The 26211-nt window shown below is 72.3% G+C and carries 24 protein-coding genes; 6 read left to right on the top strand and 18 right to left on the bottom strand.

Features of this window, described 5'->3' with window-relative positions:
• Window position 1: 1 nt before the first annotated feature.
• Both radA and disA read left to right on the top strand, forming a co-directional pair.
• Entirely contained in the window at window positions 2-1462 is a 1461-nt protein-coding gene (gene radA, locus O7608_RS01540) for a DNA repair protein RadA (protein WP_289210736.1), read from the top strand.
• Window positions 1463-1531: 69 nt separating this feature from the next.
• Entirely contained in the window at window positions 1532-2719 is a 1188-nt protein-coding gene (gene disA, locus O7608_RS01545) for a DNA integrity scanning diadenylate cyclase DisA (RefSeq protein WP_282225162.1), read from the top strand.
• 10 nt (window positions 2720-2729) lie between these two features.
• On the opposite strand, the gene O7608_RS01550 is transcribed toward disA, so the two are convergent.
• From O7608_RS01550 to O7608_RS01560, 3 genes are all read right to left on the bottom strand, one after another.
• Entirely contained in the window at window positions 2730-3500 is a 771-nt protein-coding gene (locus O7608_RS01550) for a hypothetical protein (RefSeq protein WP_289208296.1), read from the bottom strand.
• 68 nt (window positions 3501-3568) lie between these two features.
• Window positions 3569-4129, bottom strand: coding sequence for a peptide deformylase (locus tag O7608_RS01555; RefSeq protein WP_289208297.1), 561 nt, complete (start codon window positions 4127-4129; stop codon window positions 3569-3571).
• A complete protein-coding gene (locus tag O7608_RS01560; RefSeq protein WP_289208298.1) occupies window positions 4126-4638 on the bottom strand; it encodes a glycine cleavage system transcriptional repressor in 513 nt (170 codons plus the stop codon). Before O7608_RS01560 ends, O7608_RS01555 begins: the two co-directional genes overlap by 4 nt.
• Before the next feature lie 95 nt (window positions 4639-4733).
• On the opposite strand from O7608_RS01560, the gene O7608_RS01565 reads away from it, so the two are divergent.
• Window positions 4734-5630 (top strand): HhH-GPD family protein, encoded by an 897-nt coding sequence (locus O7608_RS01565; protein WP_282225158.1) that lies wholly within the window; start codon window positions 4734-4736, stop codon window positions 5628-5630.
• Between the two features lie 160 nt (window positions 5631-5790).
• Here the strand turns inward: O7608_RS01565 and O7608_RS01570 are convergent, their stop codons facing one another.
• The 10 genes from O7608_RS01570 to O7608_RS01615 form a co-directional block, all read right to left on the bottom strand.
• Window positions 5791-8322 carry an ATP-dependent Clp protease ATP-binding subunit gene (locus O7608_RS01570; protein WP_289208299.1) on the bottom strand — a complete coding sequence of 844 codons (2532 nt, stop codon included), beginning with the start codon at window positions 8320-8322 and terminating at the stop codon, window positions 5791-5793.
• A 543-nt stretch (window positions 8323-8865) separates the two neighbouring features.
• Window positions 8866-9216 carry a histone-like nucleoid-structuring protein Lsr2 gene (locus O7608_RS01575; RefSeq protein WP_123603817.1) on the bottom strand — a complete coding sequence of 117 codons (351 nt, stop codon included), beginning with the start codon at window positions 9214-9216 and terminating at the stop codon, window positions 8866-8868.
• A gap of 109 nt (window positions 9217-9325) precedes the next feature.
• Complete coding sequence (lysS, locus tag O7608_RS01580; RefSeq protein ID WP_421361388.1) at window positions 9326-10843, bottom strand: lysine--tRNA ligase; 1518 nt, start codon at window positions 10841-10843, stop codon at window positions 9326-9328.
• A 109-nt stretch (window positions 10844-10952) separates the two neighbouring features.
• The gene (locus O7608_RS01585) at window positions 10953-11711 is read right to left on the bottom strand and encodes a type III pantothenate kinase (protein ID WP_289208301.1); all 759 of its coding nucleotides are present in this window, start codon (window positions 11709-11711) and stop codon (window positions 10953-10955) included.
• A gap of 17 nt (window positions 11712-11728) precedes the next feature.
• Window positions 11729-12661: a carboxylating nicotinate-nucleotide diphosphorylase gene (gene nadC, locus O7608_RS01590; RefSeq protein WP_289208302.1), complete on the bottom strand. Its 933-nt coding sequence runs from the start codon at window positions 12659-12661 to the stop codon at window positions 11729-11731.
• Window positions 12646-14340: an L-aspartate oxidase gene (locus tag O7608_RS01595; RefSeq protein WP_289208303.1), complete on the bottom strand. Its 1695-nt coding sequence runs from the start codon at window positions 14338-14340 to the stop codon at window positions 12646-12648. Before O7608_RS01595 ends, nadC begins: the two co-directional genes overlap by 16 nt.
• 78 nt (window positions 14341-14418) lie before the next feature.
• The gene (locus tag O7608_RS01600; RefSeq protein WP_289208304.1) at window positions 14419-15324 is read right to left on the bottom strand and encodes a septum formation family protein; all 906 of its coding nucleotides are present in this window, start codon (window positions 15322-15324) and stop codon (window positions 14419-14421) included.
• A 118-nt stretch (window positions 15325-15442) separates the two neighbouring features.
• Window positions 15443-15889 carry an aspartate 1-decarboxylase gene (panD, locus tag O7608_RS01605; protein ID WP_289208305.1) on the bottom strand — a complete coding sequence of 149 codons (447 nt, stop codon included), beginning with the start codon at window positions 15887-15889 and terminating at the stop codon, window positions 15443-15445.
• Window positions 15889-16770 carry a pantoate--beta-alanine ligase gene (gene panC / locus O7608_RS01610; RefSeq protein WP_289210737.1) on the bottom strand — a complete coding sequence of 294 codons (882 nt, stop codon included), beginning with the start codon at window positions 16768-16770 and terminating at the stop codon, window positions 15889-15891. The genes panD and panC overlap by 1 nt, the downstream gene beginning before the upstream one ends.
• Before the next feature lie 44 nt (window positions 16771-16814).
• The gene (locus O7608_RS01615; RefSeq protein ID WP_289208306.1) at window positions 16815-17762 is read right to left on the bottom strand and encodes a Rossmann-like and DUF2520 domain-containing protein; all 948 of its coding nucleotides are present in this window, start codon (window positions 17760-17762) and stop codon (window positions 16815-16817) included.
• A 135-nt stretch (window positions 17763-17897) separates the two neighbouring features.
• On the opposite strand from O7608_RS01615, the gene O7608_RS01620 reads away from it, so the two are divergent.
• Together O7608_RS01620 and O7608_RS01625 are read left to right on the top strand one after the other, a co-directional pair.
• Entirely contained in the window at window positions 17898-18953 is a 1056-nt protein-coding gene (locus O7608_RS01620) for an SAM-dependent methyltransferase (RefSeq protein ID WP_289210738.1), read from the top strand.
• Window positions 18950-20140, top strand: coding sequence for an NADH-quinone oxidoreductase subunit D (locus O7608_RS01625; protein ID WP_421358032.1), 1191 nt, complete (start codon window positions 18950-18952; stop codon window positions 20138-20140). Before O7608_RS01620 ends, O7608_RS01625 begins: the two co-directional genes overlap by 4 nt.
• Window positions 20141-20147: 7 nt before the next feature.
• On the opposite strand, the gene O7608_RS01630 is transcribed toward O7608_RS01625, so the two are convergent.
• The 4 genes from O7608_RS01630 to O7608_RS01645 form a co-directional block, all read right to left on the bottom strand.
• The gene (locus O7608_RS01630; protein WP_289208308.1) at window positions 20148-21932 is read right to left on the bottom strand and encodes a hypothetical protein; all 1785 of its coding nucleotides are present in this window, start codon (window positions 21930-21932) and stop codon (window positions 20148-20150) included.
• A 321-nt stretch (window positions 21933-22253) separates the two neighbouring features.
• Window positions 22254-23258 (bottom strand): glycine betaine ABC transporter substrate-binding protein, encoded by a 1005-nt coding sequence (locus O7608_RS01635; protein WP_289208309.1) that lies wholly within the window; start codon window positions 23256-23258, stop codon window positions 22254-22256.
• A gap of 143 nt (window positions 23259-23401) precedes the next feature.
• Entirely contained in the window at window positions 23402-24142 is a 741-nt protein-coding gene (locus tag O7608_RS01640; protein WP_289208310.1) for an ABC transporter permease, read from the bottom strand.
• Window positions 24139-24834, bottom strand: coding sequence for an ABC transporter permease (locus O7608_RS01645; protein ID WP_289208311.1), 696 nt, complete (start codon window positions 24832-24834; stop codon window positions 24139-24141). Before O7608_RS01645 ends, O7608_RS01640 begins: the two co-directional genes overlap by 4 nt.
• Before the next feature lie 2 nt (window positions 24835-24836).
• Here O7608_RS01645 and O7608_RS01650 point away from each other — a divergent pair, with 2 nt between their 5' ends.
• Complete coding sequence (locus O7608_RS01650; RefSeq protein WP_289208312.1) at window positions 24837-25820, top strand: ABC transporter ATP-binding protein; 984 nt, start codon at window positions 24837-24839, stop codon at window positions 25818-25820.
• 24 nt (window positions 25821-25844) lie between these two features.
• On the opposite strand, the gene O7608_RS01655 is transcribed toward O7608_RS01650, so the two are convergent.
• Complete coding sequence (locus O7608_RS01655; RefSeq protein ID WP_282225144.1) at window positions 25845-26165, bottom strand: hypothetical protein; 321 nt, start codon at window positions 26163-26165, stop codon at window positions 25845-25847.
• Between the last annotated feature and the right edge of the window lie 46 nt (window positions 26166-26211).

Raw genomic sequence — 26211 nt, forward strand, 5'->3', positions numbered from 1 at the left:
GATCCCCCGGGGTGCCGGCGGCAGCGCCGCCGGTACCACCCGTGGTGGTGCCGCGCCACGGGCCCGCGCGGCCCGTGAGCCCCGACCCGCGTACGAATGCGACGCCTGCGGACACCAGCCGCCCAAGTGGGTCGGCCGCTGCCCGGAGTGCGGCGAGTGGGGGTCGGTGATCGAGTCGGTCGTCAGCGGCCCGGTGGTCTCCGGCCGAGTGGTCAGCACCCGGATGCCCACCGAACCGGCCCGGCCGATCGCCACCATCAGCGCCGCGCCGGCCAAGGCCCGCCCGACCGGCGTCAGCGAACTCGACCGGGTCCTCGGCGGCGGGCTGGTGCCCGGCGCGGTGGTGCTGCTCGCCGGCGAGCCCGGGGTCGGCAAGTCCACCCTGCTGCTGGACGTCGCCCAGCAGTGGGCCGCCGGTGCCGGCAGCCCGTCGCTGGTGGTCAGCGGCGAGGAGTCGACCAGCCAGGTCCGGTTGCGGGCGGAACGGATCGGCGCCCTGCACGACAAGCTCTACCTGGCCGCCGAGAGCGACCTCGGGGTGGTCCTCGGTCACCTCGACGCGGTCAAGCCGGGGCTGCTGGTGCTCGACTCGGTGCAGACCATCTCGATGCCCGGCTCCGACGGCATCCCCGGCGGGGTCACCCAGGTCCGGGCCGTCACCGCCGCCCTGGTCGCCGCCGCCAAGGAACGCAACATCGCCACCGTGCTGGTCGGCCACGTCACCAAGGACGGCCAGGTCGCCGGCCCCCGGGTGCTGGAACACCTGGTCGACGTGGTGCTGCACTTCGAAGGCGACAAGCACTCGTCGCTGCGGATGGTACGCGGCATGAAGAACCGGTTCGGCGCCGCCGACGAGGTCGGCTGCTTCGAGATGCACGAGGGCGGCATCAGCAGCCTGGCCGACCCGTCCGGGCTGTTCCTCACCCGCTACAGCGAACCGGTGCCGGGCACCTGCGCGACCGTGGCGATGGAGGGCCGCCGGGCGCTGGTCACCGAGGTGCAGGCGCTGATCGGCGCCACCGTCGCCGGCTCGCCCCGGCGGACCGTCTCCGGGCTCGACGGTGCCCGACTGGCCATGGTGCTGGCGGTGCTGCAACGGCGTACCGAACGGCTCACCCTGCACGACCGGGAGGTCTTCGCGGCGACCGTCGGCGGCATCCGGGTGGTCGAACCCGCCGCCGACCTGGCGGTGGCGTTGGCGGTCGCGTCCGGCGGGGTCAACCTGGCCATCTCCCCGCAGCTGGTGGCGATCGGCGAGGTCGGGCTGACCGGCGAGGTCCGCCGGGTCGGCGCGGTCGCCCGCCGGCTGGCCGAAGCGGCCCGGCTCGGCTTCCGGTACGCCCTGGTGCCACCCGGTTCAGCCGCCGCCGGCAGTGACCCGCTACCGGCGAACATGCACGTCACCGAGGTCGGCGACGTACGCGCCGCGCTGCAGGCCGCAGCCCGTGCCTCCGCCGACTGACCACCGGCGTCACCGGGGCAACAGTAACCACGGCAGCACCCACCGCATGCCGGTCCGTAGACTGGTGCCGTGGCGATCGACCGCGATGCGAACAAGACTGCCGGCGCTGGCACGCCCGGCCGGGTCGGTGCCGTCGGCTCCCCGGCCCGCCCGATCAGCGCCGGCACGTCCGCGTTGACCACCCCGGCAGCCACCGGCGACCCGCTGCGGGCCAATCTGGCCCTGATGGCGCCGGGTACCGCGCTGCGCGACGGGCTGGAACGGATCCTGCGCGGACGAACCGGCGCACTGATCGTGCTCGGCTACGACAAACAGGTCGAGTCGCTGTGCACCGGCGGTTTCCCGTTGGACGTCGAGTTCTCCTCCACCCGGGTCCGTGAGCTGTGCAAGATGGACGGCGCGGTGGTGCTCTCCAGCGACGGCACCCGGATCGTCCGGGCCGCCGTGCACCTGATGCCGGATCCGTCGATCCCCACCGAGGAGTCCGGCACCCGGCACCGCACCGCCGAACGGGTCGCCCGGCAGACCGGCTACCCGGTGATCTCGGTCAGCCAGTCGATGCGGATCATCAGCCTCTACGTCAACGGTCAACGGCACGTGCTCGACGACTCCGCCGCGATCCTGTCCCGGGCCAACCAGGCGCTGGCCACTCTGGAGCGCTACAAGCTGCGCCTCGACGAGGTCTCCGGCACCCTGTCCGCCCTGGAGATCGAGGATCTGGTGACCGTCCGGGACGCGGTCGCCGTGGTGCAGCGGCTGGAGATGGTCCGCCGGATCGCCGACGAGATCGCCGGGTACGTCGTCGAGCTCGGCACCGACGGGCGACTGCTCGCCCTGCAGCTCGACGAGCTGATGGCCGGCGTCGACGCCGACCGGACCCTGGTGATCCGCGACTACCTGCCGACCGGGCGCAAGCCCCGCACCCTGGACGAGGCCCTGGTCGAGCTGGACCTGCTGACCGCGACCGAGCTGATCGACCTGGTCGCGGTGGCCAAGGCGATCGGGTACGCCGGCTCCACCGAGGCACTGGACGCGGCGGTCAGCCCGCGTGGGTTCCGGCTGCTGGCCAAGGTGCCCCGGCTGCCGGTGGCGGTGGTCGACCGGCTGGTCAACCACTTCGGCAGCCTGCAGCGGCTGCTCGGGGCCACCGTGGAGGACCTGCAGGCCGTCGACGGTGTCGGTGACGCCCGGGCGCGCAGCGTACGGGAAGGATTGTCCCGGCTGGCCGAGGCGTCGATCCTGGAACGCTACGTCTGAGCCGTCCTGGTCAGTTGGTGATGGTCACGACGAACGGCTCGCTCACCTTGCTGCCCAGCCGGGCGAACAGCTGGTACTCGCCGGCGGCGAGATGGTCACCGGCGGCGACGTCGTTGGCGCAGGTGCTGGCCGCCCGACCGTTCCAGCTGACCTGGTAGTCGCGGGCCGTCCCCGGGCCGAACGTCTGCACGTCGGTGCCGCGCGCCGAGCCGCAGGTGTCCGACGACCAGATCAGCTCGGCACCACGCTTGAGGTAGAGCTCCTGCGGGTCGGCGCCCACGTCCCGGTCGCAGGTACGGCTGCCGGCGTTCTGCACCCGCAGACGCAGCGCCAGAGTCACGCCCCGTTGGGCACTCGCCGGGGACGCGGAGGCCGTCAGCAGCAGCTCGTCGTCGGTGCAGGCTCCGGCGGACGGACCGACCGGCGCCTGCGGCAGACCCGGGTCCCCGCCACCGGCGGCGGGCGGCTGACCGCCGGTCGCACCGCCGTCGCCGGTACCGCCGTCGCCAGTGCCACCGTCGCCCGTACCGCCGGCGTCGCCGGTGCCGCCACCGGAGGCCCCGTCGTCACCGCCGTCGTCGGCCGGCGGTGAGCCCGTGGTCGGGGTGAGGATCTCGCCCGACGGCGTCGGTGTCGGCGTCGGGCCGCCACCCACACCGGACCGGTCGGAGCCGTTGCAGGAGTAGACCACGATGAACAGCAGCATCAACACTGCGCCGAGCACGACGGCACGACGCCGCCAGTAGATGGCGGATGGCAGCGGGCCAACCGTCAGTCGCATGATGGCACACCGTATCGGCAAGTCCGGGTCGGCCGGCACGCGACGCGCCGACGCCCCGGGCGGGTCCGTCAGAGATATGTCTTGCGCGCGAAGACCGCGTGCGCGCCGGCCACCCGGTCCAGAAAGAGCAGGCCGGCACAGTGGTCGATCTCGTGCTGCAGGGCACGGGCCTCGAACCCGTCGGTGACCAGGCGGACCGGCTCTCCCGTGCCGGGCAGCTGCGCCTCGACCACCACCCGGCTGGCCCGCTTGACGTCACCAGTGAGGTCGGGAACGGACATGCAGCCCTCCCGGCCGGGTCGCCACCGGGTCGCCTCGACCAGCCGTGCGTTGCACAGCACGAACGTGCCGTGTCCGGTGACGGTCTTCGGATGTCCGGTCACGTCGACGGCGAAGACCTGTGCGCCGACGCCGACCTGCGGCGCGGCCAGGCCGACACAGCCCGGCGACACCCGCATGGTGGCGACCAGGTCGGCGGCGAGCCGCACCACCTCGGCCGCGCACGGATCGACCGGCTCGCCGGGCCGGCTGAGCGTCTGATCAGGCGCGGTGACCACCGGGAGCACCTGGCCCGGTACGCCCAGCGCCGCCTCGGTCCAGTCGGCGAGCGGACGGCTGACGGTGCTCACAGCACGTCCGAATCGACCGGTCGCAGGGTCACCTCGACGTCGAGCTCCCGCCCGGTCTCCGCCAGCCGCCGGCCCACCTCGGGCGCCGAACCGACCGGCAGTTCGACCTCGGCGACCAGTACGTAGAGCGGGCCGGTCAGCCGGGTGGTCAGGTCGGTGACGTTGCCGCCCGCCTCGGCGACCACCCGCGTCACTGCGGCGACGATGCCCAACCGGTCGGCTCCGTGCACACTGACCAGGTACGGCTCCCCGGCCGGCGGCAGCTGGTTGTCGGCCGGGACCGGCCGTACGGTGGCCAGCAGCTGGTCGTCGGCGGTCAGCCCGCGCAGCGCCGCGTCGACGTCGGACCCGGCCGGACCGGTGCAGACCAGGGTCATCGCGAAGTGACCGCGCAGCCGGGTCATCGTGGAGTCGGTCAGGTTCGCGCCGAGACCCGCCAACGCCTCGGCGACGTCCGCGACGATCCCCGGCCGGTCCCGGCCGATCACGGTGATCGCGATTTCGTTCATGCCTGTCGGGCCCTCACTTCCGGTCGACTCCACCTGAGCAGTCTGCCCGACCGGATGACGGGGCGTCCGCGCGGCCTGGCAGGATCGTCCCCGCTATGCGTGACGTGAGCTTCGCTGATGCCGCCATCGAATGGTACGACCGCAACGCCCGCGACCTGCCGTGGCGTGAGCCGGGGATCGGCGCATGGGCGATCCTGGTCAGCGAGGTGATGCTGCAGCAGACACCGGTGGTCCGGGTGTTGCCGGCCTGGCGGGCCTGGTTGGACCGGTGGCCGGAGCCGGCGGCGCTGGCGGCAGACCCACCCGCCGAGGCGATCCGGATGTGGAACCGGCTCGGCTATCCACGTCGGGCGTTGCGGCTGCACGAGTGCGCCGTCGAGCTGGTCACCCGGCACGGTGGCGCGGTGCCGACCGACCTGGACGAGCTGCTCGCGCTGCCCGGGGTCGGCATGTACACGGCGCGGGCGGTCGCCGCGTTCGCGTACGGGCAGCGTCATCCGGTGGTCGACACGAACGTACGACGGTTGGTGGCCCGGGCGATCGACGGCGCCGCCGACGCCGGTCCGGCCACCCGACCGGCGGACCTGGTGGCCACGGCGGCCCTGCTGCCGGTGGAGCCGGCCCGGGCCGCCCGGGCCAGCGCCGCGTTCATGGAGCTGGGTGCGGTGGTCTGTGTGGCCCGTACGCCCCGTTGCGGTGGCTGCCCGATGGCCCGACGGTGTGCCTGGCGGGCGGCGGGCAGCCCGCCGCTGGTCGGCCCGAGCCGGCGACCGCAGCAGTACGCCGGCACCGACCGGCAGGTACGTGGGCTGCTGCTGGCGGTGCTGCGGGAGGCGACCGGCCCGGTGCCGCAGCAGCGGCTGGACACGGTCTGGGCCGACGATCTGCAGCGCCGCCGGGCGTTGGCCAGCCTGATCGAGGACGGCCTGGTGGAGCCGGTCGGCCACGACGACGCACCGCCGACCGGGTACGCCCTGGCCGGCCAGGGCTGACCCGTCCCGTACCGCGTGCGGGACGGACGGACCCCCGTGACGCCGTGCGGGGCGGACGGACCCCCCGTGACGCCGTGAGGCGCGGCCGGACCCCCGTGACGCCGTGAGGCGTCGCCGGTGCCCCGGCGACGCCTCACGAACAGGTGGTGCTTGTACAGACCTACTCGTCGGCACCGGCGGCGGCCGTGCCGCCGAGGTCGGCGGGCACTGCGTCCGGCACGGTGACCGGCCGATCCGAGCCCCGGAACACCAACTTGGACTTGTCGATGTCCTCGGGGTCGCCGTCGCAGTCGATGACCACGATCTGACCCGCCTTGAGCTCGTTGAACAGGATCCGCTCCGACAGGTTGTCCTCGATGTCGCGCTGGATGGTGCGGCGCAGCGGCCGGGCACCCAGCACCGGGTCGAAGCCCTTCTTCGCCAGGTACTTCTTGGCGTTTTCGGTGAGCTCCATGCTCATGTCCTTGTTCCGCAGCTGGGTCTCGATCCGGGCGATCATGATGTCCACGATCGACAGGATCTCGGTGCGGTTCAGCTGGTGGAACACGATGGTGTCGTCGATCCGGTTGAGGAACTCCGGCCGGAAGTGCTGCTTCAGCTCGTCGTTGACCTTCTGCTTCATCCGGTCGTAGTTGGAGTCGTTGTCCTCCGACGCCTGGAAGCCCAGCGACACCGCCTTGGCCACGTCCCGGGTGCCCAGGTTCGTGGTCAGGATGATCACGGTGTTCTTGAAGTCGACGATCCGACCCTGACCGTCGGTGAGCCGACCGTCCTCCAGGATCTGCAGCAACGTGTTGAACACGTCCGGGTGGGCCTTCTCGATCTCGTCGAAGAGCACCACCGAGAACGGCCGACGCCGGACCTTCTCGGTCAGCTGGCCACCCTCGTCGTAGCCGACGTACCCGGGCGGGGCACCGACCAGCCGGGACACCGTGTACCGGTCGTGGAACTCGGACATGTCCAGCTGGATCAGGGCATCCTCGCTGCCGAACAGGAACTCGGCCAGCGCCTTGGACAGCTCGGTCTTACCGACGCCGGACGGGCCGGCGAAGATGAACGAGCCGGACGGCCGCTTCGGGTCCTTCAGGCCGGCCCGGGTGCGCCGGATCGCCTTCGAGACCGCCTTGACCGCGTCGGACTGACCGACGACCCGCTTGTGCAGCTCGTCCTCCATGCGCAGCAGCCGGGAGGTCTCCTCCTCGGTCAGCTTGTAGACCGGGATACCGGTCCAGTTGCCCAGCACCTCGGCGATCTGCTCGTCGTCGACCTCGCTGACGACGTCGAGGTCGCCGGCCTTCCACTCCTTCTCCCGCTGTGCCTTCTGCCCGAGCAGCTGCTTCTCCTTGTCGCGCAGCTGGGCGGCCCGCTCGAAGTCCTGCGCGTCGATCGCGGACTCCTTGTCGCGACGCACCTGGGCGATCCGCTCGTCGAAGTCACGCAGGTCCGGCGGCGCGGTCATCCGGCGGATCCGCATCCGGGCACCGGCCTCGTCGATCAGGTCGATCGCCTTGTCCGGCAGGAACCGGTCGGAGATGTACCGGTCGGCCAGGGTGGCGGCGGCGACCAGGGCACCGTCGGTGATGCTCACCCGGTGGTGCGCCTCGTACCGGTCCCGCAGGCCCTTGAGGATCTCGATGGTGTGGGCCAGCGACGGCTCGCCGACCTGGATCGGCTGGAACCGACGCTCCAGCGCGGCGTCCTTCTCCAGGTGCTTGCGGTACTCGTCGAGGGTGGTCGCACCGATGGTCTGCAGCTCACCACGGGCCAGCATCGGCTTGAGGATGCTCGCCGCGTCGATCGCGCCCTCGGCCGCGCCCGCGCCGACCAGGGTGTGGATCTCGTCGATGAACAGGATGATGTCGCCCCGGGTGCGGATCTCCTTGAGCACCTTCTTCAGGCGCTCCTCGAAGTCACCGCGGTAGCGGGAGCCAGCGACCAGCGCGCCGAGGTCGAGGGTGTAGAGCTGCTTGTCCTTCAGCGTCTCGGGCACCTCGCCCTTGATGATCTTCTGGGACAGGCCCTCCACCACGGCCGTCTTGCCGACGCCGGGCTCACCGATCAGCACCGGGTTGTTCTTGGTGCGGCGGGACAGCACCTGCATGACCCGCTCGATTTCCTTCTCCCGGCCGATGACCGGGTCGAGCTTGCCCTCCCGGGCCGCCTGGGTCAGGTTGCGGCCGAACTGGTCCAGCACCAGGCTGGTCGACGGGGCCGCCTCGCCCGCCGCCGCGCCGGCGGCCGCCGGCTCCTTGCCCTGGTAGCCCGACAGCAGCTGGATGACCTGCTGGCGCACCCGGTTGAGGTCGGCGCCGAGCTTGACCAGCACCTGGGCGGCGACGCCCTCGCCCTCGCGGATCAGGCCGAGCAGGATGTGCTCCGTGCCGATGTAGTTGTGGCCGAGCTGCAGCGCCTCGCGCAGCGACAACTCCAGGACCTTCTTGGCCCGCGGCGTGAACGGGATGTGTCCGCTCGGTGCCTGCTGACCCTGGCCGATGATCTCCTCGACCTGTTGACGCACACCTTCCAGCGAGATGCCCAGGCTCTCCAGGGCCTTCGCCGCCACGCCCTCACCCTCGTGGATGAGGCCGAGCAGGATGTGCTCCGTGCCGATGTAGTTGTGGTTGAGCATCCGGGCTTCTTCTTGAGCCAGGACGACAACTCGCCGCGCTCGGTCGGTGAACCGCTCGAACATGCCCTCGTGCTCCTCACGTGCCGTGCGCCAATGGTCTTGGCGGGCCAGCGCACGAGCCTCCAGGTGGAAGCTCGTGCCATCACTCTATCGCCGTGGACCGGCTCCGCTCCTGCCGTGTCTTGCCGGAGCAGGGGCGATCCGCAACGTTTACCCCAACTGTGCAGCCTCGTTGGCTGTTCCCCGAGGCTCCGGCGCTACGCGGTGAGCGAAATCCGGTCGATCCGCAGGTTCGGCGCGGCGTCGGCGCAGTCGGCCGCGCCGTCCGTACCGGGCCGGGCCAGCCAGTTGTCCACAGGCCTGTGGACAACTGGTGCACAGCCTGTGGACAACCTCCGCCGGGCCGCGTGCCCTGCCTTGCCCTGCCCTGCGGCGCACTCGGTGCCCTGCGGTGCTGGCGGTGTGTCCAGGGTCGCAGTCAGTGAGCGCCCAAAAACCCAGAAACCCCCAAAAACGACACGAGGTACGGATGTCGCCATCCGTACCTCGTGTCACTGCACCTGACTGGACCGGCCGAGCCGGCCAGCACCGGTACGCCTGGGACGATCAGCGACCGGCCTTGGCGTGGTACTCGTCCACGATCTCCTGCGGGATGCGCCCGCGGTCGGAGATCTCCTTGCCTTCCTTCTTCGCCCAGGCACGGATCGCCCGGTTCTGCTCACGGTCGGCAGCAGCACCGCCCCGACCCCGCGCGGCCCGACCACCCACGACCACGCCACCGCGGCCGATCTTGGTGCCTGCAGCCACGTACGGAGCGAACACCTGCCGCAATTTGTCCGCGTTCTTCTCCGAGAGGTCGATCTCGTACTGGACGCCGTCGAGGGCGAACTTGACGGTCTCGTCGGCGTCGCCGCCGTCCAGATCGTCGACCAGCTTGTGAATGATCTGCTTGGCCACAGGCCGTTGTCCTTCCGAGCACGTTCTCCCGCAATCAAGAGCACAATAGCCCGAAAGATGCGCCAGCCGTCAATAGGACGCGCAAACTCCCCCAGAAAACTTGCCGGAACTACTCCGGACGGACCAGCGGGAAGAGGATGGTTTCGCGAATACCCAGGCCGGTCAGGGCCATGAGCAACCGGTCGATTCCCATTCCCATGCCCCCGGCCGGCGGCATTCCGTACTCCATGGCCCGCAGGAAGTCCTCGTCGAGGCGCATCGCCTCCGGGTCCCCCCCGGCGGCCAGCCGGGCCTGTGCCACCAGCCGCTCGCGCTGCACCACCGGGTCGACCAGCTCGCTGTACGCCGTGGCCAGCTCCACCCCGCGCACGTAGAGGTCCCACTTCTCGGCCAGCCCGGGCTCGCTGCGGTGCTCCCGGGTCAGCGGGCTGGTCTCCACCGGGTAGTCCCGCACGAACGTCGGCTGGTGCAGATGCGGCACGACCAATTCTTCGAAGAGTTCCTCCGCCAGCTTGCCCGGGCCCCACTTCGGGTCGACGCTGACGTCGAACTTCTCGGCGTAACGCAGCAACTGCGTACGGTCGGTTCGCACGGTGACTTCCTCACCGAGAGCTTCTGACAACACTCCGTACAGTGTGACGGTCCGCCACTCACCACCCAGGTCGAACTCCGACCCGTCGGCGTGCGTCACCACATGTGACCCACTGACTGCGGCAGCGCACTCCTGCACCAACTCCCGGGTCAGCCGCGCCATGCTGTCGTAGTCCCCGTACGCTTCGTAAGTCTCCAGCATCGCGAACTCCGGCGAGTGGGACGAGTCGATCCCTTCATTGCGGAAGTTCCGGTTGATCTCGAACACCCGGTCGATGCCGCCGATCACGCAGCGCTTGAGGAAAAGCTCCGGGGCGATTCGCAGATACAGATCGGCGTCCAGGGCATTGCTGTGCGTGACGAACGGCCGGGCCGCCGCGCCGCCGTGCAGCAACTGCAGCATCGGCGTCTCCACCTCGACGTACCCACGGGTGTGGAACGAGTCACGCAGCGTACGCATGGCCGTCGCCCGGGTGGCGACGGTCCGCCGCGCCTCCGGGCGCATGATCAGGTCGACGTACCGCTGCCGGACCCGCGACTCCTCGCTCAACGGCTTGTGTGCCACCGGCAGCGGGCGCAGTGCCTTGGCGGTGATCTGCCAGGAGTCGGCCAGCACCGACAGCTCACCCCGCCGACTGGTGATCACCTCGCCGGTGACCCCGACGTGGTCGCCGAGGTCGACCAGCCGCTTCCAGTCCTCCAGCGGCTCGGCGCCGACCCGGTCCCGGGAGAGCATCACCTGCAACTCGGTACCGTCGCCGTCACGCAGCGTCGCGAAACAGAGCTTGCCGCTGTTCCGTACGAAGATCACCCGGCCGGTCACCGCCGCCTGCTCGCCGGTCGCGGTGTCGGTCGGCAGGTCGCCGAAGCGCTCACGCACCTGCGCCAGCGTCGCCGTCCGGGGATATCCCACCGGGTACGGCGCGACGCCCCGGGCCAGCAACCGGTCCCGCTTCTCCCGGCGCACCCGCATCTGCTCGGGCAGATCCTCGGCGAAATCGTCGGGTACGGTCACGTGCTCGGTCACGGTGGGCATCCTCAAACACAGGGGGTACGGACAAACGGTGGGCAGCTCGGGGCGGCCGTCCGGCCACGAGCGTACTCAAGCCGGAGCGGACCCGGCAGTCGATAAGCGCCGCAGCGGCTCAGGTGTTGCGCTCGAACACCATCCGCAGGCCGATCAGGGTGATCATGGGCTCGTGGTGGGTGATGGTCCGGCACTCGCCGATCACCACCGGCGCCAGACCACCAGTGGCAATGACCGCGCTGAGCTGCCCCAACTCTTCCGACATCCGCTCCACGATGCGATCCACCTGACCGGCGAAACCGAAGTACATGCCCGACTGCAGGCACTCCACCGTGTTCTTGCCGATCACCGCCCGGGGCCGGGTCGGCTCGACCTTGCGCAGCTGCGCGGCCCGGGCCGCCAACGCGTCGAACGAGATCTCGATACCCGGCGCGAACGCACCGCCGAGGAACTCCCCCCGGGCGCTGATCACGTCGAAGTTCGTGGTGGTGCCGAAGTCCACGACGATCGACGGACCGCCGTACAGGGTGTGCGCGGCGAGAGTGTTGACCACCCGGTCGGAGCCGACCTCCTTGGGGTTGTCGATCGCCAACTGCACGCCGGTCTTCACCCCCGGCTCCACGATGACGCTCGGGATGTCGCCGTAGTAGCGGGCGAGCATCGACCGTAGCGACCGCAGCGCCGCCGGCACCGTCGAGCAGGCTGCCACCCCGGTGATCTCCACCGCGTCCCCGGCGAGCAGCCCACGGAACATCAGACCCAGCTCATCGGCGGTGGACCGGGCGTCGGTCTTGATCCGCCACGAGTGGACCAGCTTGTCGCCAGAGAAGGTGGCCAGCACCGTGTTGGTGTTACCGATGTCGATGCAGAGCAGCATGTCGTCCTCCCGGCCGGTCAGCGCGACGGCCCGTCGGCACCAGCGTCGCGCGAACCGGCGTCGGCGGCCGGCCGCAGGTCCAGCGCGATGTCCATGATCGGCGAGGAGTGGGTGAGCGCCCCCACCGACAGGTAGTCCACGCCGGTCGCCGCGTACCGCGCCGCGTTGGCCAGCGTCAACCCGCCGGTCGCCTCCAACTCGGCACGGTCGCCGACGGCGGCCACCACCTCCCGCAGCAGCTCCGGCGGCATGTTGTCGCAGAGCAGGAACGTCGCCCCGGCCGCCACCGCCTCCACCGCCTCGGCCAACGTCGTCACCTCGACCTCGACCGGCACCTGCGGGAACGCCGCGCGGACCCGTCGGTACGCGGCCCCCACCCCGCCAGCGGCCAGCTTGTGGTTGTCCTTGACCATCGCCACGTCGAACAGGCCCATCCGCTTGTTGCCGCCGCCGCCGACCCGCACCGCGTACTTCTCCAACGCCCGCAGCCCCGGCGTGGTCTTGCGGGTGTCCAGCACGGTCGCCGTCGAGCCGGCCAGCGCGTCGGCCCAGGCGCGGGTGTGGGTGGCGATCCCGGACAGCCGACTGATCAGGTTCAACGCGGTCCGTTCCCCGGTCAACAGGGTCCGGACCGGGCCGGTCACCGAGGCCAGCACCGTACCGGCCGGCACCCGGTCACCGTCGCTGCGGTGCAACCGCACATCGACCGGCGTACCGGCCGACGGCACCGCGTCGAACACGGCGGCGACCAGCGCCAGCCCGGCCACCACCCCGTCGGCCCGGGCCACCAGCTCGGCGGTGCCGATCTGGTCGGCGTCGATCGTCGCGGCCGTGGTCACGTCCAGCCCGGCCGGACCGAGATCCTCGGCGAGCGCGGTCGCGACCACCCGCTCGACCACGACGGGGTCGAGGTCGCCGTCGACCGGCCCGGCGGTCAGCTCGCTGCGCATGACGGCTCCCAGGTCAGGGTGGGCGCTCCGGCGGAGCCGAGACCGCTCACCAGATGTCCCGACCAGTCCTCGTCGGCCTCCGGGAAGTCGTCACGCCAGTGACAACCCCGGGTCTCCTGCCGGGCGTACGCCGCCGCCACCAGCGCGGTGGCGACGGTGACCAGATTAGTCGTCTCCCAGTCGGCGGTGCCGGGCACACCCGGCACGGCGGCCGCGGCGCGCAACGCGGTCGCCGCTGCGTCGAGGGTGGCCGCCGACCGCAGCACCCCGGCGCCCCGGCTCATCGCCCGCTGCAACGGCTGCCGCGCGGTCGCCGCCACCACCCATCCGGGGTCGTCGCCGGTGCCGGCGTCGGGCCCGGCCGGATCCTGCTGGGCGGGCAGCGCACGGGCGATGTCGCGGGCGATCCGCCGGGCGAACACCAGCCCTTCCAGCAGCGAGTTGCTGGCCAGCCGGTTGGCGCCGTGCACCCCCGTGCAGGCCACCTCGCCGCAGGCGTACAGGCCGGGGATGCTGGTCCGGCCGTACAGGTCGGTACGGACGCCGCCGGAGGCGTAGTGCGCGGCCGGTGCGACCGGGATCAACGCCTGCGCCGGCTCGATGCCGGCGGCCCGGCAGGAGGCGACGATGGTCGGGAAGCGCCGGTCCAGGAACTCGGCACCCAGATGCCGGGCATCCAGATGGACGTGGTCGCTGTCGTTGGCCACCATCACCCGGTGGATGCCCTTGGCGACCACGTCCCGGGGGGCCAGTTCGGCGAGTTCGTGCTGGCCGAGCATGAACCGTTTGCCGTCCGGGTCGACCAGGTGGGCGCCCTCGCCGCGCAGCGCCTCGGAGACCAGCGGCTGCTGTCCGCTGCCGCCGGCCCCACCGGGCACCGCCAGCGCGGTGGGATGGAACTGGACGAACTCCAGGTCGGCCACGACCGCGCCGGCCCGCAGCGCGAGCGCCACCCCGTCGCCGGTGGAGACCGCCGGGTTGGTGGTGGTGGCGAAGATCTGCCCCATCCCGCCGGTGGCCAGCACCACCGCCCGGGCCAGGATCGCCCCGACCCCGTCCGGGGAGCCCTCGCCGAGCACGTGCAGGGTGACCCCGCAGGCGGCACCCGGTGCCCCGGCCCGCTCCGGGGCGGCCCGCAGCAGGTCGACCACCAGGGCGTGCTCGACCAGCCGGATCCACGGGTCCCGGCGGACCGCCGCGTGCAGCGCCCGCTGCACCTCGGCACCGGTCGCGTCACCGCCGGCGTGCACGATCCGGTTCGCCCGGTGCCCACCCTCCCGGGTGAGCAGCAGCGCACCGGCGGCGTCCCGGTCGAACTCCGCGCCGACCCGCATCAGCTCCCGGACCCGCGCCGGCCCCTCCTCCACCAGGGTCCGGACCGCGTCCCGGTCGCACAGGCCGACGCCGGCGACCTCGGTGTCCTGGGCGTGCGCCGCCGGGGTGTCCAGCGGGTCCAGCACGGCGGCGATCCCGCCCTGCGCCCAGCGGGTGGAGCCGTCGTCGATGTTGACCTTGGTCACGACGGTGACGTGCAGGCCGGCTTCCCGCAGGTAGAGCGCGGCGGTCAGACCGGCGATCCCGGAGCCGACGACCACCACGTCGGTGGTCTCCGCCCAACCGGGCTGCGGCGCGGCGAGCCGGCCCGGCAGGGCGGGCAGTTCCGGGGTACGCACGAGCATGGCGTCAGTCAACCCCGCCCGCCGCAGGCCGGGTGCGCCGGGGCGACCGGATGTGGGCCGGTACACCCGCGCCGCCGCCTACTCGTACTGGATCGGCAGCCCGTCGGTCCCGGCGCCCTTGAGCGAACGGCTGACGTTGCGCTCGTTGAGCCACAGGTAGCAGCGGACCCCCCGGTTGCCGGCCGCCCACTCGGTCGCGCCGCCCGGCAGCGAGATCACACCCGTACGGAACTGCAGGTTGTCGTCGAGCGGCACCCCGGCGTACCGGCCGATGATCTTGCGGCACTCGGCGTGGAACTGGGCCCAGTCCCGGTCCTTGGTGGGGAACGGGATGTCCGGTGCCTGCCACACCCCGGCGAACTCCGCGTTGTGCGGCTTGTCGCACTGCTCCGCCGGCATCGTGTCGATCGCGCCGTTGCTGTCGTTGCGCACCGCGTAGCAGGTCAGATGCAGCGGGGACGGCTCGGCGAGCGCGTCCCGCAGACTCGCGGTACGGCTGGCCGTACCGCCGTTGTCCTCGACGTTGGTCAGCTCCGTCATGTCGCAGCGGAACCACCGGGCGCCGCCCTCCCAGGCCGCCGGCGAGGGCACCGCGACGCCGATCCACAGCCGACCGGACCGCCAGTCGCCACCGACGTACTCGCTGGCCTTGGTGTCACACTCGGCGTACGCGCCACGGATCTCCGCCGACCCCTGGGCCGGCGGCTCGGCCGCCTCGGCCACCGCCGCGCCGAACGCCCCGACGTGCACCGTCTCGGTCCGGTGCGGCGCGGTGCAGTCCACCGGGCTGTACGACGACAGGTAGGCGGTCTCGGCGAAGTCACCCGAGTGGCAGACCTCCGCCGGCGGCACGAACGGGGTCGGCTCGGGGATCGGCTGCCAACTGTTCGTCAGCTTCCCGTCCACCCCGGCGGGCAGGCCGCAACCGGTCAGGCCGAGCGCGAGCGCTCCGCCGACCGCGACGGCGGCGGTCCATCGGCGCATCGTGTCCCTCCCACGGGCACTGGCTGGCAGGCAGTAGTACGGACCGCCGAGCATACGTGAGCTTCCAGTCACCGGCCGGTGACGGTGGGGCAGCACGGTACGACGGCGACGTCCCACGCTACGGCGTGGCGGCAACCGTCGGCCAGCCGACGGCCCGGTCACCGCGTACCGGCTCGCCGACCAGACCGGCCGGCGCCCCGGCCGGGTCCGCGTCCAGCTGGATCACCCGGTTGGCGGCGTCGACGTGTACCACCCGGGGGGTGAAGGCACGCGCCTGCTCGTCGGTGAACTGCCCGTACGCGATCAGGATGACCAGGTCACCGGGGTGCACCAGGTGGGCGGCGGCACCGTTGATGCCGATCACGCCGCTGCCCCGGGCACCTTCGATGACGTACGTCTCCAGCCGCGCCCCGTTCGTCACGTCCACGATGGCGACCTGCTCACCGGGGAGCAGGTCCGCCGCGTCGAGCAGGTCGGCGTCGACGGTGACCGAGCCGACGTAGTGCAGGTCGGCCTGGGTCACCGTGGCCCGGTGGATCTTCGACTTGAGCATGGTGCGCAGCATCAGGGTCCTTCCGATCGCGGGCCGGACTGCAGGTCGGGTCGGGGGTCGGCCAGGTGCACCGGCGCGTTGTCGATCAACCTGGTCCCGCCGACCCGGGCCGCGATCAGCAGCCGGGCCGGGCCGGCCACCGGCGGGGCCAGGTCGGGACCGGTCAGCACCAGGTAGTCCAGCTCGGCGGCGCCGGCGGTGTGCCGGTCGAAGGCGGCCCGGCCGGCAGCCACCACCTCGGCGGCGTCACCTCCGGCGTCGGCCGTCGCGGCCCCGGCCCGTAACGCCGCGGCCAGCCCCAGCGCCGTCCGTCGTTGCGACGGGGACAGGTACCGGTTGCGGCTCGACCGGGCCAGCCCGTCGGCCTCCCGGACGGTCGGCACCCCGACGATCTCCACCGGCAGGTCCAGGTCCCGCACCATCCGCCGGACCAGGGTCAGCTGCTGGTAGTCCTTCTCGCCGAAGAAGGCCAGATCAGGGCGGGTCAACTGGAGCAGCTTGAGCACCACGGTGAGGACGCCGTGGAAGAAGCCGGGCCGGCTCGCCCCCTCCAGGGTCTCGCCGACCGGACCGGGGTTCACCCGGACCATCGGCTCGCCGTCCGGGTAGATCTCGGCCCGGCCCGGCGCGAACACCAGCCCGACCCCGGCCTGCCGGCAGATCTCCAGGTCGTCGTCGATGGTGCGCGGATAGCGGTCGAAATCCTCGGTCGGACCGAACTGCAGCGGGTTGACGAAGATCGTCACGATGACGTGGTCGGCCCGGGCCGTCGCCGCCCGCAGCAGGGCGGCGTGCCCGTCGTGCAGCGCACCCATCGTCATCACCACCGCCACCGATCCGGTCCAGCCGGCCCGTACGGCGGCCAGCTCGGCGCGGGTCCAGGCGACCTGCAACCCGGCGGTCGACGACGCACCCACCGCGCCCACTCCCGGCGCGCTCACCGCGCCCACTCCCGGCGCGCCGCCGCAGCGGGGTCCCGGCCGGCCAGCACGTCGAGCAGCGGTACGGCGTCGCCGGCCGACAGCCGACCGGCGGCGATCGCCCGGTCGGCGGTCCGCCGGGCCAGCGCCAGGTAGCTCGGCAGACTCTCCGGCGCGGTCCCGGCCAGGCGGTCGACATGCCGCGCGACGGTACCGGCGTCGCCGCGCGACACCGGCCCGGTCAGCGCCGCGTCGCCGTGCGCCAGTGCGTTGTCCAGGGCGGCCCGCAGCAGCGGCGCCAGCACTTTCGCCGGGTCACCGACCCCGGCGTCGCGCAGCCGGTCGGCGGCCTCGTTGACCAGGGTGACCAGGTGATTGGCACCGTGTGCCAAGGCGGCGTGGTAGAGCGGACGGTCGGTTTCGTCGACCCACTCGACGCTGCCGCCGAGATCGGCGACGAGCCGCTGCGCCAACGCCCGCGCCGATACCGGGGCGGTGACGCCGTAGCTGATGCCGGGCAACCTGTCGAGATCCCCTGGCTGCCCGGTGAAGGTCATCGCCGGGTGCAGTGCCAGCCCGACGGCCCCGGCACGCTCCACCTCGGCGAGCACCCCGAGCCCGTACGCGCCCGAGGTGTGCGCCACCACCTGACCGGTGCGCAGCACCTGCCGGGCGGCGAGCTCGGCCACCAGTCCGGGCAGTGTGTCGTCCGGCACGCTCAGGATCAGCAGGTCGGCGGTGGCCGGCACAGCGGGGACCGGCCGACGCGGCACGCCGGGCAGCATCCGGGCGATCCGTTGTCTGCTCGTCGGGCTGTCGCCGGAGACGGCGGTGATCCGGTAGCCGGCGGCGGCGAGGGCGGCGGCGAGCACCACGCCGACCCGTCCGGCGCCGATGACCCCGACGGTGGGGCCGGTGTCCCGGTCGGCGGAGACGTCCGCCGCCGGGCGCGCCAATGCGCTCATAACGTGATCCAGTCCTCGAAACGGGGGTACCGGTCGATGCCCAGTATGCGCCGCCGCCACACGGCCGAAACATGGTGTGTGAAAACCTTCACCCCGGTCGACTAGGGTGGCCGGGTGCTGACCTGGCGGGCCGCCATGACCCGGGCGCTCTACGGTCCGCAGGGCTTCTACCGGGCCGGGGGCGGGCCGGTGCCGGCGACGCACTTCCGGACCAGCGCCCAGACCGGGGTGCCGTTCGCCACGGCGGTGCTGCGGCTGCTGACCCGGGTCGACCGGCTGCTCGGCCACCCCGACCCGCTCGACCTGGTCGACATCGGCGCCGGTGGCGGCGAGCTGCTCGGCACCGTCCACGACCTGCTCGGCACCGTCCACGACAGGGCCCGACCACTCGCCGGACGGCTCCGGCTGGTCGGCGTCGACCACGCCGACCGACCCGCCGGGCTGGCCGCCGACATCGGCTGGCAGGCCACCCTCCCGACCGGGATCGTCGGACTGCTCGTCGCCACCGAATGGCTGGACAACGTACCGCTGGATCTGGCCGTGCGGGTCGACGGCGTCGTGCGGTACGGCCTGGTCGACCCGGTCACCGGCGCCGAGCGGCCCGGCGACCCGCTTGCCGACGCCGACGCCGCCTGGCTGGCCCGGTGGTGGCCGGCGCTGCCCAACGGCGGCCGGGCCGACCTCGGTCGGGCCCGCGACGAGGCCTGGGCCGAGGCCGTCCGGACGCTGCGGCGGGGCGTCGCGGTCGCGGTCGACTACGGCCACCGGTACGCCGAACGCCCGACCGCCAGCACGCTGACCGGCTACCGGTCCGGTCGGACCGTCGCCCCGGTGCCCGACGGCTCCTGCGACGTCACCGCCCACGTGGCGATCGACGCGGTGGCCGACGCCGGCACCGCCGCCGCCGGTGGCGCCGGTCATCTGCTGCGCCGGCAACGCGACGTCCTGCGGACGCTGGGCGTGTCCGGTGCCCGGCCGCCGCTGGCCCTGGCCGGCAGCGACCCACGCGGCTATCTCGCCGCGCTGTCCGCCGCCGGCACCGCCGCCGAACTGACCGACCCGTACGGCCTGGGCGCGCACTGGTGGCTGCTGCAGCCCGTCGGCCTGACCGCCGAGGACGGTTCGCTGCCGGCCGCCGACGCAGCCGCCGCGCTGCTGGCCGACGACGGCGGCAGCGACGTGGCACGATGACCGGCATGGACACCGAGACCGGTTCGCTGCCTGCGGCCGACCCGGCAGCCGGGCTCCGTCAGGTCACCGTCGGCACGGGTGCCGGCCTGGACACCGCCGACATGGTGCTCAACATCGGCCCACAGCATCCGTCCACACACGGCGTACTGCGGCTCAAGCTGGTCCTCGACGGCGAGCGGGTGGTCTCCTGCGAGCCGATCGTCGGCTACATGCACCGGGGTGCCGAGAAGCTGTTCGAGGTACGCGACTACCGCCAGATCATCATGCTGGCGAACCGGCACGACTGGTTGTCGGCGTTCGGCAACGAACTCGGGGTGGTGCTCGCCGTCGAGCGGCTGATGGGCATCGAGGTGCCGGAACGCGCGGTCTGGCTGCGGACCGCGCTGGCCGAGCTGAACCGGGTGCTGAACCACCTGATGTTCCTCGGCTCGTATCCACTGGAGATCGGGGCGCTCACCCCGGTGTTCTACTCGTTCCGGGAGCGGGAGACCCTGCAGACCGTCATGGAGGAGGTCTCCGGCGGGCGGATGCACTACATGTTCAACCGGGTCGGCGGCCTCAAGGAGGAGGTGCCGGCCGGCTGGACCCGCCGGGCCCGCGAAGCCATCGGCCAGGTCGAGGCGCGGATGCCCGACCTGGACCGGCTGATCCGGCGCAACGAGATCTTCCTCGCCCGTACCGTCGGCGTCGGGGTGCTCGACGCCGCCACCGCCGCCGCGTTCGGCGCGTCCGGGCCGGTCGCCAGGGCCAGCGGGCTCGACCTGGACCTGCGCCGCGACGAGCCGTACCTCGCCTACGGCGAACTCGACGTCCCGGTGGTCACCCGGCGCACCGGCGACTGCCACGCCCGGTTCGAGGTCCTGCTCGACCAGGTGTACGTCTCCCTCGAGCTGGCCCGCCGCTGTCTCGACCGGGTCGACCAGCTGACCGGGCCGGTCAACGTCCGGCTGCCCAAGGTGGTCAAGGCACCCGAGGGGCACACGTACGCCTGGACCGAGAACCCGCTCGGCGTCAACGGTTACTACCTGGTGTCCCGGGGCGAGAAGACCCCGTGGCGGCTCAAGCTGCGGACCGCCTCGTACGCCAACGTGCAGGCGTTGGCGACGCTGATCCCGGGCAGCCTGGTACCGGATCTGGTGGCGATCCTCGGGTCGATGTTCTTCGTGGTCGGTGACATCGACAAGTGAGGTCGGGCTAGCGCCGTCGACGGTCCTCGGAGTACTCGTAGTCGTCGGCGTAGCGGCCCCGCCCGTCATCGGCGTAGCCGTCGTCGCGGTAGCCGCGCCCGACGTCGTCGCGATATCCCCGCCCCGCGTCGTCCCGGTAGCCCCGGCCGGCGTCGTCCCGGTAGCCCCGCCCCACGTCGTCGTGCAGGTCCCGGCCGGTGTCGTCCCGGTAGCGCCGACCGGTGCCGCCGTCGTCGCGGTACCGGCCACCGTCGAACTCGTCGGCCCGGTAGCGCCGACCGGCGTCGGGCTCGCCACGGACGTCCCGGCTGCTCTCGGCGCGGTACCGGCCGCCCGCTTCGTCGGCGCGGTTGCGCCCGCCCGGATCGTCGTCGCGGTAGCGGCCGCCCTCGAGGTCGTCGGGCCGGTAGCGACGGCCGGGCTCGTCGTCGTCGCGGTAGCGGCCACCCTCGAGGTCGTCGGCGCGGTAACGACGGCCAGGTTCGTCGTCGTCGTCGCGGTAACGACGGCTGCGGCGCACCGGTTCGGCGTCGGCCACCTCGCGTACGCCGGACGACCAGGGCGTGACCTCGGCGCTGCTGCCGGCCGGCAGCGCCGGCAGCGCGGTACGGCGCGGACCCGGGCTGTCCGCCACGTCGGGCGCCCGTTGGTCCCAGCGGGCGTCGCGCCACGGCGGCTCGTCCGCCGATCGGGCACCGGACACCGGCGCGTCGAACCGGGAGGCGTCCCGCGCGCCCCTCGGGTCGGGGCCGTCGAACCGGCCACCCGGCCGGTCCAACCGGTCGTCGGGGTAACGGCCGGCCCGGTCCTCGGCGTACCGGTCGGGTCGACCGGCACCGGCCGCCCGGTCGGCGTAGCCGTCCTCGCCCCGGCCGGTCGACCACCGCTGCGCCGGCGAGCCGGTGCCGTAGCCGTCGGCCCGCCCGGCGTCCCACCGGTCCTCGGCCCGGTCGCCGTAGCGCTGCTCGGAACTGTCGTCGCGGTCACCGTTCCAGGACCACCGGTCGTCGGCCTGGCCACGCGGCCGTCGGTCGGACCACGACTGCTCGTCGGCCTCGGCCGCGCGTCGACCGCGTGTCGAACTCGCCGACCATTCCCCGTCGATCGACTCACCGGTACGGGTGCCGTACCGGGTGCCGCCGTACACGGTGCCCCCCGGTTCCTCGGCCGCCGGTCGGCGGCCACTCGCCGGGGCCGGCTCGATCTGCCGGGCCAGCCCGTTGGCCGCTGGCTGACGGGGCAGCACGGTCCCGGTCACCGCCGGCACCGAGGCGCGGCCACCGGTCGGACCGGACCCGTACTGACCGGCCCCGTACTGACCCGCGCCGTACTGACCGTCGTAGTCGGCCGCGCCGTTGCGCCCGCCGTAGCCGTCGGCACCGTTGCGCCCGCCGTAGCCGGCCGGGCCGGAGGCAGGGGCAGCCGCCGGCACCGCCGACGCCGGGGCGCTCGGGTCGAAGCGGTCGTACCCGGCCTCGTCGTCGGGACGGGCCGACCGGCCCCGGTCACCGCCGGAGGCGTCCCGGCCCCGGACCGGTACGTCGCGGGCGGTGGCCTCCGCCCGGACCGCTTCGGCGCGGGCGGACTCGACGCGGACCGCCTCGCTGCGCACCACTTCCCCACGGACCGCGTCCACCTGGCCACGCAGTGCCTCGACGTCGTCCTGCATCGCCTGCACCTTTTCGCCGAGCGCGCGATGGGTGGCCCGTACCGCCGTGGAAATGTCATTACGGACGTCCTCGCGGAGCACGTCCATCTCCTCCACCAGCGCATCTTCCATGTCAGTGCGCATAGTTTCGATGCCACCACGTAAAGTGATTGACAATCCGATCAGGACGACCGATGCGATCGCGATCACCATCGCGAGCCGTAATGACCCGTCACCATCGCCAAGCAGCAACAAAACCGCAGCTAGAGGCGCCAACCCCAGGCCACCCCAGGTAAGCCACTTGAGTGGAACCGTGCGGCGTGGCTCCTCTTCGGCCTCGGGAGCGGACATGGCTGTCGAGCCTACCCACATCTGCAGATCAACGGAACGGGTACCGCTGAGCGGCCGAGTGGACAGGCCCGACGACAGCCGGTGGTGGCATCCGTACGGACGCCACCGGAAAAATCAGCCGGCGGCCAACGCACCGTCCGAGGAGAACACCAGACCGACGCTGATCTCACCGGTGGTCAACGCGGTCTTGGTCTGCGGCCCACCGGCGTCGAGAGAACTGAACTCACCGGCCCGGAAGTCGTACACCTCGACCAACCCCTGCTGGCACTTCGGCCGCTGCGGGCACTCCGGCGGACCACCCAGCACAGTCGCCTCGCCGGAGCATTTCTCGGCCAGCTCGGAAAGCGTCCGCACACCGTACTCCTCGGCGAACGCACTGGTCACCGCGAAGGCGTTCTGGTTCTGCGCCGCCGACGGCTCCCCGAAGACGATGTTGACCTGCTCACCGACGCGGCGCAGCCCGGCCATGGTCTCGGTCAGGTCCGTCGACGAGATCGCCGGAGCGTTCTCGCCCTCGACCTTGCCGTTGATGAAGTCGGCCAGGGTGGCGGCGTACTCCGGGACCACCTGGATCTCACCGGTCTCCAACGCCGGCTCGTACAGCTCGCGGTTGCCGATCTGCTGCACCGTCACCTCGTAGCCGGCGGCCGTCAACGCGATCTTGTACAGCTCGCCCAGGATCTCGCTCTCGCTGAAGTTCGCCGCGCCGACGGTCAACTCGCCGCCCGGTCCGGTCTCGATACCGTCGGCCAGGCCCTCGGCAGCGGCGAACTCCTCGGCCGCAGCCTGCGGCGTCTGCCGGTCGACGTCGACCGCCCGGTTGAGCCCGATCAGCTTTTCGGTGTCCAGCGCAGCCGACACCTTGTCCAGCGCGGCGATGACCTGCGGCGATGCCGCGTCGGCGTTGATCGCCGGCACGATGTTGTCGGTGTTCTGCAGATTCTGGTCGTCGTCGAGGACCACCAGCTGATCGCCGGCGACCGGTGCGCAGCCGGCACCGGACGCCCCCGCCTGCGGCGCGTCGGTGCCGGACGACCCGGCATCCCCGCAGCCGGCGAGAATCCCCGCCGCCGCGACCGCGCTCACCGCGCCCAGCGCGACCCGTGTCCGTACCAGCATGACTGCCCGCCTCCCGTATGCCCGCAAACGCGACCGGCTTGTGCCGTCGCCGGCGCCGTCGCCCGATTCCTCTACCGAACATCCTCACAGCCAGGTCCGACAAGCGCTGAAGATCGGTTGTCATCGGATCGTCACAGGACGCGTCAAGCCGCTCCCACCGCACTGGCCTGTTCGTCGGCCGGCCGCCGGTAGCGCCGCAGCGGCAGTGGCGTGAGCATCCGCTCGGCCACCGCCAACACCGCCTCGGTGACCAGCGCGAGCGACGCGACCAGCAGGCCGCCGGCCAGGATCTGGCCGCCGCCCACCGAGATGCCCAACCCGAATCCGGCACTGATGATCTGGCCCAGACCCCCGCCGTTGACGAACGCCGCCAGCGCCGCCGTCGCCACCACCTGCACCGCGGCGGTCCGGAACCCGGCGGCCAGGTACGGCACCGCGAGCGGCAGCTCGACCCGGCGCAGCACCTGCCAGCCGGACAGGCCCATCCCCCGGGCCGCCTCACGCACCTGCGGGTCGACCTGGCGCAGCCCGGTGTACGCGTTGGCCAGCAGCGGCGGCACCGCGAACACCGCCAGGGCCAGGATCACCGGCGGTTTGCCGAAGCCCAGGAACGTCAACGGCAGAATGGACAGCAGCGCGATCGTCGGCACCGCCAACGTGATGTTCGACACCAGGACCACCACGGCACCGCCGCGTCCGGTGTGGCCGAGCCAGAGGCCGAGCGGCCAGGCCACCAGGACCCCGATCGCCACCGCCGCCGCCGAGATCACCAGATGCTCGCCCAACCGGTCGAGCACCCCACCCGGATTGGTCCAGTTGAGCGGATCGTTGAGCCAGACCACCGCCTGCTCGACGGGGTTCGCCGCCGCGTACCGACGGCTCATCGGACGGCCCGCCGGGCGGTCCACGGCGTCAGCAGCCGCCCGGCGACCGCCAGCAGCAGATCGAGCGCCAGCGCCAGCGCCACACTGAGCAGGGTCCCGGTGAGGATCTGTGCCTTGTAGAAGTTGTTCCGGAAACCGCTGAAGATCAGGTCGCCGAGACCGCCGTAGCCGATCAGCGACCCGACGGTGACCAGCGCGACGGTGGAGACCGTCGCCAGCCGTACCCCGGTCAGGATGCTCGGCAGAGCCAGCGGCAGTTCGATGCGCAGCAGCCGGACGAGCCGGCCGTACCCCATCCCGTCGGCCGCCTCGATCGTGTCCGCCGGCACCTGGGTCAGCCCGGCCAGGCAGTTGCGCACCACCAGCAGCAGCGCGTACAGGACCAGGGCGATCAGCACCGACGCCGGGTTGGTCGCCCCCACGTACGGGGCCAGGAAGGCCAGCAGGGCCAGCGACGGGATCGTGTAGAGCACCCCGGTGAGCGCCAGGATCGGACCGGTCAACGGCCGGAACCAGTACGCCAGCACCGCCAACGGCACCGCTATCAGCGCCGCCACCACCACCGCCTGTACGGTCAGGGTGACGTGTTCGGTGAACGCGGCGACGATCGTCGACCAGTTGTCCCGCACGTACTGGCCGGAGAACCACGGGTTCCCCGGATCAGCCCGGTCGTCGAGCAGGTGGAAGGACACAGGTGGACGGTACCGCGCGGGACGCCGGTGGCGCGGCGGCGATCACGTTGACCGGCATCGGCAAACAGTTTCCGGACGGCACCCGCGCCGTACGCGACCTGTCGCTGCGCATCCCCGCTGGCGAACTGGTGGTGCTGATCGGGCCGTCCGGCTGCGGCAAGTCGACCGTCCTGCGCATGATCAACCGGCTGATCGAGCCGACCAGTGGCCGGATCCTGCTCGGCGACGAGGACGTCACCGGGGTCGACCCGGTGCGGTTGCGCCGGCGGATCGGTTACGTCATCCAGCACGTCGGACTCTTCCCGCACCAGACGATCCGGGCCAACGTCGCCACCGTGCCCCGGCTGCTCGGCTGGCCCCGCGACCAGATCCGCCGCCGCGCCGACGAACTGCTCGACCTGGTCGGGCTGGAGCCGGGCCGGTACGCGAAGCGGTACCCGCACGAGTTGTCCGGTGGGCAGCGTCAACGGGTCGGCGTGGCCCGCGCCCTCGCCGCCGACCCGGTCGTCCTGCTGATGGACGAGCCCTTCTCCGCGGTCGACCCGATCGTGCGCGGCCGGCTGCAGGAGGAGTTCCTGCGGTTGCAGGCCGAGGTCCGCAAGACGATCGTGCTGGTCACCCACGACCTCGACGAGGCGGTCCGGCTCGGCGACCGGATCGCCGTGCTGTCCGAGGGCGGCCACCTGGAGCAGTACGCCGACCCCACCACCCTGCTCGGTCAGCCGGCCACCGGGTTCGTCCGGGAGTTCGTCGGCGCGGACCGGGCGATCCGCCGCCTCGCGGTCACCCCGGTCGACCGGGACCTGCTGGAGCCGGAGTCGGAGCTACCGGACCTGGCCGGGCTGCCCACCCTGACGCTGGGCGTCTCCCGCTACGACGCGCTGGCCCGGCTGCTCGCCGACGGGACCGAGCACGGGCGGGTCGTCGACGCCGCCGGGGATCCGGTCGGCGTGGTCAGCCGCCGCCGGCTGCTGGACGCCGGCTGACGGGCGGGTACCGGCTGGCGGGGCTCAGTCGCGGTGACCGTCGTGCAGCAGGTAGTCGATGAACGCCGCGCGCAGCAGCGGCTCGGACTCGCCGTACTCGTGGCCGGTGAACTCCCGCCACATCGCCACCGCGTCGTCGACGGTCGGGCCGATCGAGTTCGGTGCGCCGTCCAGCTCGCTGGCGTCGTCGGCCCGCGACAACCGCTTGGTGATCGACCAGAAGAAGCCGAGGTCCTTGCGCTCGCGGGCCAGGTCGAAGGCCCGTTCCCGCAGCTGCTCGGTGGAGAGCACGTCGAGTTCGGCGAAGGTCGGCACAGCGCGCCCCGGGGCCGGCGATTCGGTCATACGCCGAGCCTAACCCGACCGTCGCGGGCCCGGGCGGGTCGGCAGC

The sequence above is a fragment of the Solwaraspora sp. WMMA2056 genome (assembly GCF_030345095.1).
GTDB lineage: Bacteria > Actinomycetota > Actinomycetes > Mycobacteriales > Micromonosporaceae > Micromonospora_E.

Bases quoted from the DNA above. Each gene is read 5' to 3' on its own strand.
- O7608_RS01550 (WP_289208296.1), bottom strand. From the start codon at position 3,500: ATGCGACTGACGGTTGGCCCGCTGCCATCCGCCATCTACTGGCGGCGT.
- O7608_RS01560 (WP_289208298.1), bottom strand. From the start codon at position 4,638: ATGAACGAAATCGCGATCACCGTGATCGGCCGGGACCGGCCGGGGATC.
- O7608_RS01565 (WP_282225158.1), top strand. From the start codon at position 4,734: ATGCGTGACGTGAGCTTCGCTGATGCCGCCATCGAATGGTACGACCGC.
- O7608_RS01570 (WP_289208299.1), bottom strand. From the start codon at position 8,322: ATGTTCGAGCGGTTCACCGACCGAGCGCGGCGAGTTGTCGTCCTGGCT.
- lysS (WP_421361388.1), bottom strand. From the start codon at position 10,843: ATGCCCACCGTGACCGAGCACGTGACCGTACCCGACGATTTCGCCGAG.
- O7608_RS01585 (WP_289208301.1), bottom strand. From the start codon at position 11,711: ATGCTGCTCTGCATCGACATCGGTAACACCAACACGGTGCTGGCCACC.
- nadC (WP_289208302.1), bottom strand. From the start codon at position 12,661: ATGCGCAGCGAGCTGACCGCCGGGCCGGTCGACGGCGACCTCGACCCC.
- O7608_RS01595 (WP_289208303.1), bottom strand. From the start codon at position 14,340: ATGCTCGTGCGTACCCCGGAACTGCCCGCCCTGCCGGGCCGGCTCGCC.
- O7608_RS01600 (WP_289208304.1), bottom strand. From the start codon at position 15,324: ATGCGCCGATGGACCGCCGCCGTCGCGGTCGGCGGAGCGCTCGCGCTC.
- panD (WP_289208305.1), bottom strand. From the start codon at position 15,889: ATGCTGCGCACCATGCTCAAGTCGAAGATCCACCGGGCCACGGTGACC.
- O7608_RS01615 (WP_289208306.1), bottom strand. From the start codon at position 17,762: ATGAGCGCATTGGCGCGCCCGGCGGCGGACGTCTCCGCCGACCGGGAC.
- O7608_RS01620 (WP_289210738.1), top strand. From the start codon at position 17,898: ATGACCCGGGCGCTCTACGGTCCGCAGGGCTTCTACCGGGCCGGGGGC.
- O7608_RS01625 (WP_421358032.1), top strand. From the start codon at position 18,950: ATGACCGGCATGGACACCGAGACCGGTTCGCTGCCTGCGGCCGACCCG.
- O7608_RS01630 (WP_289208308.1), bottom strand. From the start codon at position 21,932: ATGCGCACTGACATGGAAGATGCGCTGGTGGAGGAGATGGACGTGCTC.
- O7608_RS01635 (WP_289208309.1), bottom strand. From the start codon at position 23,258: ATGCTGGTACGGACACGGGTCGCGCTGGGCGCGGTGAGCGCGGTCGCG.
- O7608_RS01640 (WP_289208310.1), bottom strand. From the start codon at position 24,142: ATGAGCCGTCGGTACGCGGCGGCGAACCCCGTCGAGCAGGCGGTGGTC.
- O7608_RS01655 (WP_282225144.1), bottom strand. From the start codon at position 26,165: ATGACCGAATCGCCGGCCCCGGGGCGCGCTGTGCCGACCTTCGCCGAA.